The organism is Nostocoides sp. HKS02 (assembly GCF_009707485.1).
GTDB lineage: Bacteria > Actinomycetota > Actinomycetes > Actinomycetales > Dermatophilaceae > Pedococcus.
Genome location: NZ_CP046121.1, coordinates 230839 through 245073, shown reverse-complemented (window position 1 = coordinate 245073; position 14235 = coordinate 230839). Strand labels below are relative to the sequence as shown.

Sequence of the window (14235 nt, the reverse complement as noted above, 5' to 3'; positions counted from 1 at the left end):
CGGCATCGCCTTCACGGCCGGCGCCGGCAGCTACGAGGTGGGCGACTGGTGGGGCGTGCGGGTCCGTGGAAGTGCTGCGGATGCCGTCGAGACGCTCACCGCCGCACCGCCGGACGGCATACGGCACGCCTTTGCCTCCCTCGCCGTAGTCGACCTCACCAAGGGTGTCGTGCTCACGGACTGCCGACCCACCTTCCCCCCGCTCACCGAGCTCGAGAACGACTGCACGTGCACCGTGACAGCGTTCCCGGGCGACGACCTGCAGGCCAAGCTCGACCTGCTCCCCGCGACCGGGGGCGAGCTCTGCCTCGCCGCGGGCCGGTTCCCGCTCGCGCTGCCGCTGCGGCTCGCGGGCACGCCGCGCGTGGTCATCACCGGCGTCGGCCCGGCCACGGTGCTCGCGGCCACGAACAGCGAGGCCGCGCTCGTGGCTACGGGCTGCGTCGACATCGAGGTGACCCATCTGCGGGTCGAGGCGGCCACGCCCAAAGGGATCGCGTCGCCCCCCGGCGACCCCGGGCTCATGGGTGGCCTGTCGTTCCTGGGCGGCGGCGACATCCGCGTGCATGACGTCGAGGTGTACGTGCCCGACAGCGCGGGCAAGAGCCAGTCGGCGATCTACGTCGCGTCGGACCCGAAGACCGGCGACCCCCGCCGCGTCGAGATCTGCGACAACCGGCTCGAGGTCGGCGACCAGCAGGTGGGGATCCTGGTGGCCTCGGCGTCGTCAACGAGGGTCAGCGACAACACCGTGCAGCTCGCCGCGGTGGCCGTCGAGCGCCCACCCAACCGGTTCGTGGCACGACAGCTCGGGAGGTTCGTCGCGAGCCACCTGCTCCTCGATGCAGCCACCCCGCCACCCCCACCACCCCCGCCACCCCCACCGCCACCGCCACCTCCGCCACAGGCACCCGCCGCAGACACGGAAGCGGCTGCGGCGCCCGCTGGCCCGGGGGGCCCACCAGGACCCGGAGACGCCGGCGGGACGCCCGGACGACCCAAGTCGGTGCGCCTCGCCAACGGGGTCACCGCGTCGATCACGGGGGCGAGCCAGATCCGGCGCGTCATCACGGACTTCGCCAAGAACGTCACCGTCACCAGGCTGGCCGGCGAGCGGTCCGCGGCCGTCGCCGTGGCGCGATACGTCGCGGCCAGCGCCACCGAACCGCACCAGGCGGCGATCGGGACGGCGAGCGCGAACTTCCTCGCGGCCGCCCTCCGCAACGCGCGGTCGATGGCTCAGGGGATCGTCGTCGGCGGCTCGCGCGCAGCACTCGTCCGGATCGACGGCAACCTCGTCGAGGGCGCCATCGAGGGAGTGCACGTGGGACTCCAGGCGCGTGGCAAGGTCGGGCTCTCCGTCGGCCAGGCGACCCTGGCCGGCAACACGGTCGGGCTCATCGTGCCGTTCTTCTGGACCCGGCAGCGCCACGCCTACTACGTCGGCAACGTCGCGAGCCTGACCATGACCGACAACCACGCCCGCCTCGCGCGCACCGGTAACCAGGACGGCACGCCCGTCGATGCCGTTCGGGTCTGGGGGGTTCTCGGCAGCTTTATCGAGATCCGTGGTCTGGACCTGAGCGGGCCGTTCCGGGTCGGCGTCGTCATCCGGGACACCGGCCCGGGGCCGAGCAAGGGCCGGGCACTGCAGTACCTCAGCGACGTCCTCAACCGGGACGGGTCCGTCGCGCTCGACGTACCGGCCACGTTCCAGCACGACCGTTGCCTTCCCTGAGGAGGGGGATCTAGCATGAGTGGTTCAGGCATACTTCAACCGCGCGGTCGCGGCAGCCGCAGGAGACTGTTGGCTGAGGGGTTCGAATCCTCGTATGGCTGGTTGATGACAGGTCAGGCGCCGGCTCGTCCGGCGCCTCCTGCCTGCGGGGGATCGCGATGACCTTCTCCATCGCCCAGCACGAGCAGCACGCCCACGCCGAACCACTCCCCGCCGTGGCGCCGCGCCAGGAGCGGCTGCCGAGCGGCCTGCGCGAGGAGCTCGCGCCACGGTTCGGCGCCGACTTCGACGACGTCGGGGTCGCGCCCACCGCCGTCGCCTCCGCGCTCACCCTGGGCGGTGTCGATGCCGTGACCACGGGCGACGTGATCGCCTTCGGGGAGACGGCCTACCAGCCCGGGTCCGGGTGGGGCCGCGAGCTCATCGCCCACGAGCTGGCCCACGTCGTCCAGCAGCGCGGCGGGACCGGCGGCCCACCGCTCGCCGACCGCGCGGCATACGAGCACCAGGCGGATGCCGCCGCGCAGGCTGCGCTCGCCGGCCAGCCGGTCCCCGTGCTGTCCGCCGCGCCGGTCACCGGCCAGGCGCGGGTCCGGCTGCAGGACGTGGGTCGCGGGGAGCAGTCGGGGTTCGCGCGGGTGCCCGAGCTCCTCGACCGGCTCAACGCCGTCTCCCCCGGCCTGCTGTTCACCCTGCGCGTGGACGGGCGGGTCCAGTACCTCGAGTACACCCGGATCCTGCCGCTGGAGCTGTGCAGCGAGTTCGACCGGCAGATGATCGCCTTCATCGACGACGGAGCCGACATCCCGCTGCGGCTGACCAACCGGCACGGGCTGCTCGGCTCGTTCAACATCGACCCCGTGACGGGCGCACGGACCTTCGTCGCCGAGGGCGGGGTGTTCGAGGACGCGTGGCAGTCCGGGTACGTCGACATCGACGACCTCCTCGCCAGCAGCGACCTTGGCATGCAGGACGTGCTCGTCCACTTCATCACCGAGCGCCGGGCCACGCCGAACTACGCCCACCGGATGGGCATCCCGGGCGGCCAGCCAGGCGGCCTCGACACCCGGCCCGGCTTCGACCAGGAGTTCCAACGGGCGCACGCCGCCGGCCTGCGCGCCGAGCTCGCCCTGCTGCGCGACTTCTTCGGCGATCCCGGGATCCGGGCCATCGACCTGCAGGCCCGCGTGTTCCGGAGCACCCGCGGGGACACCATCCGGGTCAAGATCACCGAGGGCCACACGGCTGCCACCTCGGGCATCCAGGCCGTCTCGTTCGAGGTCGTCCTGCACGACACCCACGCGGTCATCTCGGCCGAGGACTACCTGGCCCTGCTCGAGCGCGAGCGGGCCGCGGCAGCGGCAGCCGCTGCGGCCGCCGCCGCTGCCGCTGGTGCCGCAGCAGGCCCCGCCGGAGCCGGCGCCGTCGGAGCCGGCGTGGGCGCCGGCGTACCGTGACCGGCCACCCCGGCTGGTTGGGCCACTCTGCGTTTCCGCAGGTCAGAGGCCATTTGATGGCCTTGACGGGCCGGACAGCAGTGAATCGAACAGTTGCGCGTGACCTCATCCATTTGGTTGATCCACGTCCCGTTTCCACGGTGGATCCTCGCGTACAGGCCCGCATCCCGCGGAGGGGCCGCGGGAACACGTGCGGTTGACCACCCCGAGGAGGAACCCGTGGACGACTTCGACTCACCGTCATGGACGGCTGACCAGCTGCGCGGCACCTGTGCGATCGCACCGAGCCCCGAGCTCAAGGAACGGTGGGACAAGGAGCTCGCGGCCGCCGCCAAGCGCAAGCGGGCCGACGGTGCCGCCGAGCTCGGCCTCGCTCGCGAACCACGCAGACTGGGGTTCAACGACGGTGTCATCATCCCGCCGGAGGCCTTCCCGGCCGGCACGCCCGCGGCGACGATCCGCAACGCCGCGGCCGACCGGGCGCCACTGCGGGGGACGGTCCGGGTGGCGGTGGTCCTGGTCGACTTCTCGGACAAGGCGATGGCAGCCACCCAAGCCCACTTCGAGCAGCTGTTCTTCTCGACGGGCGTCCTGCCCCACGGCAGCGTCCGCGAGTACTACACCGAGGTGACCAACGGCCTGGTCACCCTCGACGGGGTGGTCGTGGGGCCGTACCGGATGCCGCAGACCCTGGCCTGGTACGCCAACAACGGTTCGGGCATCGGCAAGAACGGCACGGCCTTCCGCACCCCGCAGCTGGCGCTGGATGCTGCGACGGCCTCGACGGCGGACGTGAACTTCGCGCCCTATGACAACGACGGCAACGGGTACGTCGACGCGTTCATCGTCGTGCACGCGGGCCAAGGTGCGGAGGTCACCGGCAGCCTCGGCGACATCTGGTCCCACAAGTCCACCCTCGCCACCGCATTCAACACGGACGGGACGAAGATCTACGGCTACCTCACCATTCCCGAGGACGCGAAGATCGGGGTGTCCGCCCACGAGCTCGGTCACCTGCTCTTCGGGTTCCCCGACCTGTACGACACCGACTACTCCTCGGAGGGCATCGGCAACTGGTGCCTGATGTCGGGCGGCAGCTGGAACGGCGGCGGCGACATCCCGTCCCACCCCAGTGCGTGGTGCAAGGCCAACCAGGGCTGGGCCGGAGTCACCAACGTCACGGCCAACGGACCCATCACCGTGCAGGCGGTCGAGACCAGCCACTCACTCTTCCGGCTCTGGAAGAACGGCGGCAGCGGGTCGGAGTACTTCCTCCTGGAGAACCGCCAGAAGATCGGCTCCGACCAGGCCCTGCCGGGCGACGGGCTGCTGCTCTGGCACATCGACGAGGCCCAGCCGGGCAACACCGACGAGACCCACTACAAGGTCGGCCTGCTCCAGGCGGACGGCAACCGAGACCTCGAGCTGAACCACAACCGTGGCGACGCCGGCGACCCGTTCCCGGGCACGGCGGCCAAGACGTCGGTCACGACTTCGACCACGCCGAACACCAAGTCGTATGCCGGCGCGGACACCTGTGTGTCGGTCAAGTCGATCCCGGGCTCGGGCGCGACCATGACCGTCGACGTCACAGTCACCTGCAAGTCGGTGCTCAAGGACGGCAAGGAGCACTTCAAGGACCTCAAGGACCTCCACAAGGAGCACAAGGAGTTCGCCAAGGACCTCCACCCGGACAAGCACCTCCTCAAGGACGTGCACCCGGACAAGAACTTCCTCAAGGAGGCGATCAAGGACTTCAAGGAGGTCGCCAAGGAGCTCAAGGAGGGCGGCTTCGAGGGCTGGCCGCCCGACAACTGGAAGCGCGGCGGTGGCGGATGGCGGCAGGGTGGCGGCGGAGGGCTCGCCGCAGCGGGCGGCGCCTCGGTCGAGGATCGGCTGAGTGCGCTCGAGCTGGCCGTGTTCGGCGCCCCAACGGACCCTGGGTCCGGGTCCGGATCCGACCAGCCTGCGGAGATGTTCATCGACTCCACGCTGCGTCCGGACCTCATGGGTGCGAGCGGCGGCCAGCCGTACTCACCCGCCCTGGAGCAGCGGATGGCCGGCGGCGATGCCGCAGCCAAGCGCGAGTTCGACACCCAGCCGGGATGACGTGACGAAGCGAGTGCTCCTCGTCGTCGCCGATCCCGGCGACGTCGGCGGACGGGCGGCCGCGCGAGCAGCCGCCCGTCACCCGCGGGCGGCGGGGCAGGCCGCCCGCGACGTCGTGGTCGTGTCGGGCGACGAGCTGGCCTGTGCCGGGTGGAGCCACCGCGTGGACGCCGCCGGGGTCGCCCGCACGTCGGTGCGCCTGGCGGGACCCGATCCGCGAGTGCTGACCGACGACACCCTCGCCGCCGTGTGGTTCCGCTCGCAGCAGTGGCTCGTGCCGCCCGGACTCCGCACGGCCGACGCCGGCGACGTGGCCTACGCCCACGCGGAGCTCACCGCGCTCCTCGTCAGCTGGCTGTCCTCGCTCGGCCCGCGCGCCGTCAACGCCTGTGAGGGCGTCAGCCCGACCGGACCCGGCTGGTCCCCGGCCCGTTGGCGGCAGGTCGCGGCAGACTGCCTGCTGCCTGTCGCCGGCGCCAACGCGAGCACCGTCCGGACGGTGCTCGTAGCGGGCGACGAGGTCGTGGGTGCCGGGGACCCCGCCGAGGCCCGGGCGTGCACGCGGCTCGCCGCAGCCGGATCGTGCCGGGTCCTCGAGGTCGGGCTCGACGCGGGCGACCGGGTGAGCGACGTGTCGACCGTCCCACTCCTGCATGACGATGCGCGGATCCGGGCCGCCGGAGCCATGCTCGTGGGGGTGGGCGCGTGATCCTCTTCTTCGGCTACGGCGACGACCCGGCGCTGTCGCGGGCGGTTCGGGCTGCCGAGCGACTCGAGGCCGAGCACCTCGTCCTGGACCAGCAGGCGTTGGACGGCTGCGACTTCTCGGTGGTCGAGTGGGGCGGCGCCGTCGCCGGACAGCTGCGGGTGCCGTGGGCGCGCGTACCCCTCGCCGACTTCGACGCGGCATACGCCCGGCCGCTCGCGCCCGTCGCTCACGACCCGGTGGCCCACCAGCGCGAGTCCGCCATCGCCGACGCCGTGGTGTCGTGGCTCGACACGGCCGACGCGCGGGTGGTGAACCGGCCCCGCACCATGCACTCCAACTCGAGCAAGCCGTTCCAGGCCCAGCTCATCGCCGCCGCCGGGTTCGCCGTCCCCGAGTCGTTGGTCACCACCGACCCCGACGAGGTGGTCGAGTTCGCGGACCGCGTCGGCGGGGTGGTCTTCAAGTCGATCAGCGGCGTGCGCTCGATCGTGCAGCGCCTCGACGCGGGGTACCTCGGCCGACTCGAGCGCGTCCGGACGCTGCCGACCCAGTTCCAGGCGTTCGTCGAGGGCGTCGACGTGCGGGTGCACGTCGTGGGCGGCGAGGTGTTCGCCACGCGGATCGAGTGCGCCGCCACCGACTACCGGTATGCCGCGCGGGAGGGCCTCGATGCGGACCTCACCGCGACCACCCTGAGCGACGACGTGGCGCAGCGGTGCGTCGACCTTGCGGCGTCGCTGTCGTTGCCCTTCGTCGGGATCGACCTGCGCGAGACGCCGTCAGGGGACATGGTGTGCTTCGAGGTCAACCCGATGCCCGGCTACAGTTACTTCGAGTCGAACACCGGCCAGCCGATCAGCGAGGCGCTCGTGCGCCTGCTCGCCGGCAAGACCGAGCCGGTCGCGGACGTGACCGGCCAGCGGAGGTGATGTGCGTGGTCAGTCCCATCGAGAACCAGACGATCCTCACCGGCCGGGTGATCGACAGGCACCGGCACGAGACCGTCGACCGGTGGGATGTGGTCCGGCTCAAGGTCAGTGCCGCGGACGACGTCAGTGCCGCGGACGACGTCGGTGCCGCGGTCACCACCGAGGCCGATCCCAACCTCCTGCGCGAGACCGTTGGCGGAGAACTGTCCGTCGCGGTCAACCGCGACGAGCTACCCGCGGGCGACCTCACCGGCTGGCAGTTCACCGGGCGCGTGCGACTGGCTGGCCCCGAGACCGTCATCGCCGTGCCCGAGGGTGCCGGCCTCGGCCGTCCGTCGCTGACGCCACCCGCGGTGACACCACCCGAGACGGCCCCTGGATCCGGCGCCACCTGACCAGCACCGGTCAGAGCAGGCGCAGGACTTCCTCGAGCTCGGTCGCGTCGTACCAGAGCAGGTCGTCCATCCCCTCGTCGCCCGGCGACTCGTCCACGTGGAACGACACGACTCTCGACAGCGGCACCGGTGACGAGATCTGCACCGATGCCGGCGTGTCACCCTGCTCCTGCACCCAGGTCGGGTCCACGTCGGCGGCGGCGATGACGCGCCGCTCCTGCGAGCCACGCGCGGCCGTGGCCGCCTCGACCGACTCGGTCAGGGCGGCATACTCCCACTCCTCCTCGTCGCCGGTCGGGTCTGCCCGCTCCACTCGCCCGGTCACGGCGAAGGCCCGCAGGCTGCCGCTGCCGATCTGGCGGTCGGCGGCCAGTCGTCGCACTCCGGCGGCGGTCAGGGGCACGTAGATCCTGGTCTGGGTCATCCCACATCCTCGAAGTCGGACCGGTCGGGCAGTGGAGCAGGGTTGTGCAGGGAGACGGCGGACGTGCGCAGGGAGGTCTCGATGACGAGCGGTCGACGCGTCACGTCCATGAGGTTCGACCCGAACGCCTCGAGGTCCTCCTCGCCGGGCCCGAGCACGGTGACCTCGGCACCATCGTCGTGCACCCGGTGCAGCTCGCGCAGCACTCGAAGCGTCACGCGGTTGCGCCACTGGCGCTCGACCCGGGTGCGCCAGTGCTTCGGAGCGTCGCGGACGAAGCTGACCTGCGGGGCCAGGACGTAGACCTCGTCGAGGTGCTCGCCCACCATGAGGTCGAGGTTGGTGGAGGACCACGCCCCACCGTCGATGTAGCGGTGTTCCCCGATCCGGACCGGCTGGTACCAGCCCGGGATGGCACACGAGGCCATCACCGCATCGGCGAGGTCGACCTCCGGCGACGCCGGCCGCCCGAAGGCCACCCGCTCACCGCTGTCGTAGTCGAGGGCCACCACGCACACTCCCTCGCGGTCGACCCACCCCGACGGCACGACGTGTCGCACGAGGCCGCCCACGGCGTCGATGCTCCCGCGGCCCTCGGGCAGGATGGCCGAGAGGACGGCGGTCGGCGGCAGGTGCCGCAGGTTGCGGGCGTTGCGCCGCAACAGCTCTCGGGACCCGAGCCCGGGTCGTGGCAGGCCCGGGCGGTCGCCACCGGTGTCCCTCTCGTAGTCCCACGCGAACCCCGCGAGCGGCCCCAGGTCGAGCGCTCCCTCGAGCTGGTGACGCAACAGGTCGTCGACCGACACGCCGGCCCCGAGCAGGCCAGCCAGCACCGACCCCGCCGACGTCCCGACAAAGCCGTCGAAGTCGCGGGCATCGAGCCCCAGCTCCTCCTCCAACGCCTTGAGCGCCCCCACCATCCAGGCGGCACCCAGCACGCCACCACCACCGAGGACGAGTCCCCGCCGTGGCCGGCCTGCTGGGCGGGCGGCCGTCATCGCGACTTCGACCGGTGGCTCTCGAGGAGCTCGGCCAGCGAGTCGACGATGCTCTGGCCGAGCACGTCGATGTCGGGCATCGAGTCGCGGTCGGCGTTGAGTCCGTAGTAGACCCCGCCGTCGTAGGAGGTGAGGCCGATCGCCAGCGCCTGGCCCTTCGCGAGCGGCATCACGGGGTAGGTCGAGAGCATCTGGGCGTCACCGGCATACAGGGTGTGCTGGGGACCGGGCACGTTGGTGATGACGACGTTGAACAGCCGCCGCGACATCGCCGAACCCAACCGCGCGCCGAGCGAGTGCAACGTCGGTGGCGCGAACCCGGCGAGTCCCGCGAGCGACTCCGCGCCCACTGCCTGGCCGCCCTCCATCTGCTGGCGCATGGCGAACGCGATCTGGTGCAGCCTCATCGACGGTCCCGGCTCACCCACGGGCAGGTTGACGAAGCAGGCAGTGAGCCGGCTGCCGACGTGGCGGGCGTCCTCGTCGTAGACACTCACCGGCACCATGGCGCGCACCGTGGTGCCGGAGTGGACCGACTCGCCGCGGGTCAGCAGCCACGTGCGGAACGCCCCCGAGATGGTGGCGAGCACGACGTCGTTGATGGTCACGTCGTCGGCGTAGTTGCCTCGGGCCAGGCGGCTGCGGACCTTGCGGTAGTCCTCGAGGTCCGTGCCGATCATGACGTAGCGGCGGGCCTCGCCCACCGTGGCGTTGAGCGGCGAGTGCGGCGCGGGCCTTGCAGCGGTCCTGGCCAGGGTCGAGGCGACGTCGCCAGCCGCCGTGAGGGCGCGCGACCCCACGGCCTTGACGTCGATGATGCCGCCGCGGATGTTCTCGGCGATCTCGCTGGGCCGGCGGATCGCATCGACAAGCGCCCCCGTGAGCAGCTCGACGTCACTGGGCTCCCGCGACGGTCGCCAGGAGTCGGGGATGAGGCCCTCGACCGCGGGGTCACCGTCGACGATGACGTGGGCGATGTCGACGGCGTTGATCCCGTCGACGAGGGCCTGGTGGGACTTGCTGACGATGGCGAAGCGGCCCTCTGCGAGGCCCTCGACGAGGTAGATCTCCCACAGCGGGCGGTTGCGGTCCAGGGCCCGTGGCTGGATGCGCGCGACGAACTCCTGCAGCTGCTCGTCGGTGCCCGGCCGGGGAAGCGCCGAGCGTCGGACGTGGTAGGTCATGTCGAAGTGCTCGTCATCGACCCACACCGGGTTGGCCAGTCGGCCCGGGATCTGCCGGATCCGCTGGCGGTACCGCGGCACGAACGCGATCCGCGTCGAGATGAGCTGCACCAGCCGGTCGTAGTCGAAACCATCGCTCGGCGCGTCGAACACCATGACCGACCCGACATGCATCGGGGTCGTCGTCTCCTCGAGGTAGAGGAACGACGCGTCGAGGGAGTTCAGGCGGTCAGGCACCCCCACATCGTGGCAGAACACGCACTTTAGACTGCGATTCGTGACGAAGATGACGCTGCAAGCGCCAATGCCGTATGCCGTCGCGAGAGACTTCCTCACCGCCCTGCCAGCCCATGGGGTGGGCTCGCGCGAGGACCTGCCGCTCCCGTTCGGATTCGTGCTGGTGGGGGCCGCGGCGGCGCTGCTGGTCTCCTTCGTCGCGCTCGGAGCCCTGTGGCGTGAGCCGCGCCTGCGCCCGACGGACGGTCGCCTCCTGCCCATGGCCCTCGCGCTGGCGCTGGACTCCGGCCCGGTCCGTGCGGTGTTCGTCGCCCTCAGCCTGGCGGTCACCGGATGGACGCTGCTGGCGCTGCTGGCTGGGCAGGACAACGCGAACAACCCGGTGCCGATCGTGGTCTACGTGTGGCTCTGGGTCGGGCTCGCGTTCCTGTCCTTCGTCGTGGGCGGAATCTGGCGGCTGGTGAACCCGGTCCGCTGGATCCGCCGCGGGCTGCTCGCCCTGGGCCGCATCGAGGACGACTTCGCCCTCGTCGAGGAGTACCGCCTCGGGTACTGGCCGGCGGCGCTCGGCCTGCTCGCCTTCGTGTGGCTCGAGCTGATCGCGCCCGACAACGCCACGCTCCCGACCCTGCGCATCGCGATCCTGGGCTACCTGCTCGTCAGCCTGGTCCTGAGCCTGACGTTCGGGCCGGCGTACCTGCGGGCGGGCGACCCGTTCACGGCCTGGTCCACGCTCTACGGCTCGCTCAGCCCGCTGGGTCGACGCGCCGACGGGCGATGGGTGCTGCGCACGCCCATGCACGGCCCGCTGCAGGTCAGGGTGCACCCCGGCCTGCTGGCCGTGACGTCCGTGATGCTCGGGAGCACGGCATACGACGGGTTCTCGGGCGAGGCCCGGTGGTACACCTTCGTCCAGTCCTCCGCGGTCCCCGCCCGGCTGCTCCAGACTGCTGGCCTGGTGGCCATGTGCCTGGTCGTGGCGGGCTCGTTGGGCCTCGCCGCGCTCGTCTCCGCACGCCTGGCCGGGATCTCTCCACGGGGGGTGGCCACCGCGTTCGCTCCGTCGCTCATCCCCATCGCGGCGGGATACCTCGTCGCGCACTACTGGTCGCTGTGGGTCTGGGAGGGCACCCACGGGCTCGCCAAGATGTCCGACCCGCTGCAGGTCGGGGCCAACTGGCTCGGAACCGCCGCGCTGAGCCCCTCGCCGGCGCTGATCGCCCCGAGTCTGGTGGCCGGGATCCAGGTCGTGGCCATCATCACCGGGCACGTGCTCGGCGTGGTCCTGGCCCACGAACGCGCGATCTCGCTGTTTCCGCGCAGGGCTGCCGTGCTCGGTCAGGTGCCCCTGCTGGCCCTGATGGTGTTCTACACGGTGGCGGGTCTGACCCTGTTGTTCAGCTCCTGACCCGCGCGCGACGGGTGCCGCGCGACCGACGCTGGTCGAGCCGCGAGTCGACGAAGGTCGTCGCGAGGTCGGCGATGGCCCGACGTAGGGCGGACTGGGGCGCGAACTCGACCAGCGACCGTCCGGCCAGCATCGCGCCGTCGAGGGCAGCCTGGTCCCAGGGCAGGTAGGTGAGGTCGTCCATGCCGGCGAAGCGTTCGAGCGCCTCGCCGATCCGACGCTCGGGGTGCGAGCCGACCGACGACGCCCGCACCCGGTTCACCACCACCCGTGGAGCCGGAGCGGGCACCGCGCGTAGGTCCTGCACCGCCCGGACCAGCCGTTGCAACCCCACCGGGTCGGCGCTGCCGACGACCAGCAGGTCATCGGCGGCCGCCAGGGCCGAGAGGGTCGCGGCGTTCCGGCGCGGCGCGAGCGTGTCGTAGGACAGCTCCTCGTCGTCCTCGATGGAGAACCCACAGTCCACGACGACGCAGCTGGCCAGGTCACGAGCGAGGTCGAGGACGTGGCCGACCGCGGCAGCCCGCAGCTCGGTCCAGCGCTCGGCCCGCGGTATGCCGGTGAGCACCCGGAGCCCGGGCGTCACCTCGGGCGCCACGCGCGCCAGCGCGAGCAGGTCGAGGGTGCCCTGGTCGGCTGCGCGGGCGGCCGCGGCCATGCCCGGCGCCTCGTCAAGCAGGCCCAGAGCCTGGGAGAGCGACGACCCGTGCGTGTCACAGTCGACCAGGAGCGTCGGGGCAGCGAGCGCCAGCTCGGCGGCCAGGTTGAGCGCCAGCATGCTGCGACCCGGCGCTCCGGTCGGACCCCAGACGGCGATGACGCGCCCGCGGGCCTTCGCATCCGCCCCCGTGCCGCCCGGGCCGCCTGGCGCGGAGGGCAGCTCGGCCGCGTGGTCGTCGGTGGCGTGGCTGGCCACGGGCTGGCCGAGCGTGTCGGGCGGGGCGTGGTCCCGCGGATGATCCGGAGCGCGGTCCACGCCGTGGTCGAGAGCGTGGTCCACGCCGTGGTCGAGAGCGTGGTCCTGAACATGCTCGAGCGCCTTGTCGAGAGCCTCGTCGAGCCCGTGTGGGTCGAGGGCGCTGGACAGCACGACGCCCAGCCCGAGCTGACGAAGGCGCCGCTCACCCACCTCGTCACCCGGGGCAACGACCCCGGCGACCTGCACCCCGTGAGCCGCCAGCTCGCTCAGCGCCGAGCGGTCCAGCCCACGCAGGTCCGCCGACACCAACGCGACCTCACCCAGCCCGGCAGCGGCAGCGGCGAGCAGCTCGGCGAGGTCTGCGCAGCGGCGAGCCACGGCATACCCCGCCGCGGCCTCGAGCGCGGCCACCAGCTGGGACTCGGCCGGACCACCGATGGCCGTGAGCAGCGTGCGGGTCACCGGTCGACCTTGAGGATCGTGCCGGCCACGGGCACGACGGTCACCCGGGCCCCCTGGTCGATTCGGCCGATGAGGTCCTTGACCCGGTCGGTGGGTGCCATGACCTGCACCGGTTGGCCGGTACTGGAGCCGCCACCCAGGCCACCGGAACCCTGCGGAAGGCTCGACACGCTGACCCGCTGGAGGACGAGCTCGGGACCGGCAAAGGTCGGGCCACCCGAGGCGCCACCGCCCGTAGGGATGTCGGCGTAGACGTCGACCTGCGAACCGACCTGCAGGGCTGCCGCGGACCCGGCATCGACGACGAGGGTGAGCGGCTGCACCGTGACCGACTCGCGGCCGCCGATCGCGGCGACGGGCACGAGCTCTCCGCCCTGGACCGGCCGGAGCACGAAGCGATCGGGGCCGAGCGCCCGGCGTGCCGACAGGTAGACCCCGGACGCATCGCCCAGCTGCACGTCGACGCGCACGAGGTCGGCTTCGCTGATCCGCTGACCGGGGACCAGCGCCGCGCGGGCGGCGTAGCTGGGGACGCGGTCGTCGGCGCTGCTGACGACGACTGACCCGAGGACCACGGACGCGAGCACGAGCACGACACCGATCACCAGGCGCCCGTCGCGCCACCGGGGCCGCTGCAGCCTGATCGCTGTGGGTGTGGGCAGTTCCGACACGAGGGCCCCCTTCGTGACAAGCCTGCTGCGCTGACCGGTCGCGCCGGATCCCCCCGGGCCAAGCCATGGCAGCCATGCCGCAGACACATGACGCAAATAGATGACGAACACAGATGACGTAGACAGATGGCGTGCACATCATGGCGCATTCACCGCGTCCCCTGCTTGCCCAATCCACAGGGACCACCTCATCCACACGTACGGCACGCCAACTCAGCCGAACGGTTGGGGATGACAGAATGCCGCCACTGACCCCACGCAGACTGACGATCATGGTAAACAGTTGGTCAAGAACAGTTAAGGTCAGAGTCAAGACCATTTGAGTCGAGACATTCGTGAAGGCAGGGGAACTCCAGTGACAAAGCGCTTCATTCAGCTGTCCGAGGTGTCCGAAGTGCTCGACATCTCATCCGCCCAGGCCTACGCCCTGGTGCGGTCCGGCGAGCTCCCCGCGATCAAGGTCGGCGGTCGGGGCCAGTGGCGTGTCGAGGTTGCCGAGCTCGAGAACTACATCCAGCGGATGTACAGCGAGACCAAGACGTTCGTGGCCGCCCACCCGTTCGGCCAGGGCGCGGAGTAGCCCGAACCGACCGCT

Annotated in this window: 13 protein-coding genes; 8 read left to right on the top strand and 5 right to left on the bottom strand. The window is 71.6% G+C overall.

Annotated features, from left to right (window positions below; genetic code table 11):
* The first annotated feature begins 37 nt into the window (after positions 1 to 37).
* The 6 genes from GKE56_RS01105 (at position 38) to GKE56_RS01080 (ending at position 7337) form a co-directional block, all read left to right on the top strand.
* Positions 38 to 1738: a hypothetical protein gene (locus GKE56_RS01105; protein WP_154682992.1), complete on the top strand. Its 1701-nt coding sequence runs from the start codon at positions 38 to 40 to the stop codon at positions 1736 to 1738.
* A 158-nt stretch (positions 1739 to 1896) separates the two neighbouring features.
* Positions 1897 to 3195: a DUF4157 domain-containing protein gene (locus GKE56_RS01100; RefSeq protein ID WP_154682991.1), complete on the top strand. Its 1299-nt coding sequence runs from the start codon at positions 1897 to 1899 to the stop codon at positions 3193 to 3195.
* Positions 3196 to 3414: 219 nt separating this feature from the next.
* Complete coding sequence (locus GKE56_RS01095) at positions 3415 to 5304, top strand: M6 family metalloprotease domain-containing protein (RefSeq protein WP_230209093.1); 1890 nt, start codon at positions 3415 to 3417, stop codon at positions 5302 to 5304.
* Position 5305: 1 nt separating this feature from the next.
* Positions 5306 to 6013 carry a hypothetical protein gene (locus GKE56_RS01090; RefSeq protein WP_154682990.1) on the top strand — a complete coding sequence of 236 codons (708 nt, stop codon included), beginning with the start codon at positions 5306 to 5308 and terminating at the stop codon, positions 6011 to 6013.
* Positions 6010 to 6942: a RimK family alpha-L-glutamate ligase gene (locus tag GKE56_RS01085; protein ID WP_154682989.1), complete on the top strand. Its 933-nt coding sequence runs from the start codon at positions 6010 to 6012 to the stop codon at positions 6940 to 6942. Before GKE56_RS01090 ends, GKE56_RS01085 begins: the two co-directional genes overlap by 4 nt.
* Positions 6943 to 6947: 5 nt before the next feature.
* Positions 6948 to 7337, top strand: a complete 390-nt coding sequence (locus tag GKE56_RS01080) for a hypothetical protein (RefSeq protein ID WP_154682988.1) — start codon at positions 6948 to 6950, stop codon at positions 7335 to 7337.
* A 10-nt stretch (positions 7338 to 7347) separates the two neighbouring features.
* Here GKE56_RS01080 and GKE56_RS01075 read toward each other — a convergent pair whose 3' ends face one another.
* The 3 genes from GKE56_RS01075 to GKE56_RS01065 are packed head-to-tail and all read right to left on the bottom strand — an operon-like array spanning position 7348 to position 10180.
* Positions 7348 to 7761, bottom strand: a complete 414-nt coding sequence (locus GKE56_RS01075; protein WP_154682987.1) for a hypothetical protein — start codon at positions 7759 to 7761, stop codon at positions 7348 to 7350.
* Complete coding sequence (locus tag GKE56_RS01070; protein ID WP_154682986.1) at positions 7758 to 8759, bottom strand: patatin-like phospholipase family protein; 1002 nt, start codon at positions 8757 to 8759, stop codon at positions 7758 to 7760. The genes GKE56_RS01075 and GKE56_RS01070 overlap by 4 nt, the downstream gene beginning before the upstream one ends.
* Positions 8756 to 10180: a wax ester/triacylglycerol synthase family O-acyltransferase gene (locus GKE56_RS01065; RefSeq protein ID WP_154682985.1), complete on the bottom strand. Its 1425-nt coding sequence runs from the start codon at positions 10178 to 10180 to the stop codon at positions 8756 to 8758. Before GKE56_RS01065 ends, GKE56_RS01070 begins: the two co-directional genes overlap by 4 nt.
* A 49-nt stretch (positions 10181 to 10229) precedes the next feature.
* On the opposite strand from GKE56_RS01065, the gene GKE56_RS01060 reads away from it, so the two are divergent.
* Positions 10230 to 11588: a hypothetical protein gene (locus GKE56_RS01060; RefSeq protein ID WP_304650423.1), complete on the top strand. Its 1359-nt coding sequence runs from the start codon at positions 10230 to 10232 to the stop codon at positions 11586 to 11588.
* On the opposite strand, the gene GKE56_RS01055 is transcribed toward GKE56_RS01060, so the two are convergent.
* The gene (locus tag GKE56_RS01055; RefSeq protein ID WP_230209092.1) at positions 11578 to 12969 is read right to left on the bottom strand and encodes a hypothetical protein; all 1392 of its coding nucleotides are present in this window, start codon (positions 12967 to 12969) and stop codon (positions 11578 to 11580) included. The genes GKE56_RS01060 and GKE56_RS01055 overlap by 11 nt on opposite strands.
* Entirely contained in the window at positions 12966 to 13640 is a 675-nt protein-coding gene (locus GKE56_RS17060; RefSeq protein WP_230209091.1) for a hypothetical protein, read from the bottom strand. Before GKE56_RS17060 ends, GKE56_RS01055 begins: the two co-directional genes overlap by 4 nt.
* 355 nt (positions 13641 to 13995) lie before the next feature.
* Between GKE56_RS17060 and GKE56_RS01050 the strand changes: the two genes are divergently transcribed.
* Positions 13996 to 14220: a helix-turn-helix domain-containing protein gene (locus tag GKE56_RS01050; RefSeq protein ID WP_154682984.1), complete on the top strand. Its 225-nt coding sequence runs from the start codon at positions 13996 to 13998 to the stop codon at positions 14218 to 14220.
* Positions 14221 to 14235: the final 15 nt, after the last annotated feature.

Excerpts from the sequence above, each read along its gene's own strand:
- GKE56_RS01100 (WP_154682991.1), top strand. The coding sequence starts at position 1,897 with ATGACCTTCTCCATCGCCCAGCACGAGCAGCACGCCCACGCCGAACCA.
- GKE56_RS01070 (WP_154682986.1), bottom strand. The coding sequence starts at position 8,759 with ATGACGGCCGCCCGCCCAGCAGGCCGGCCACGGCGGGGACTCGTCCTC.
- GKE56_RS01060 (WP_304650423.1), top strand. The coding sequence starts at position 10,230 with ATGACGCTGCAAGCGCCAATGCCGTATGCCGTCGCGAGAGACTTCCTC.
- GKE56_RS01075 (WP_154682987.1), bottom strand. The coding sequence starts at position 7,761 with ATGACCCAGACCAGGATCTACGTGCCCCTGACCGCCGCCGGAGTGCGA.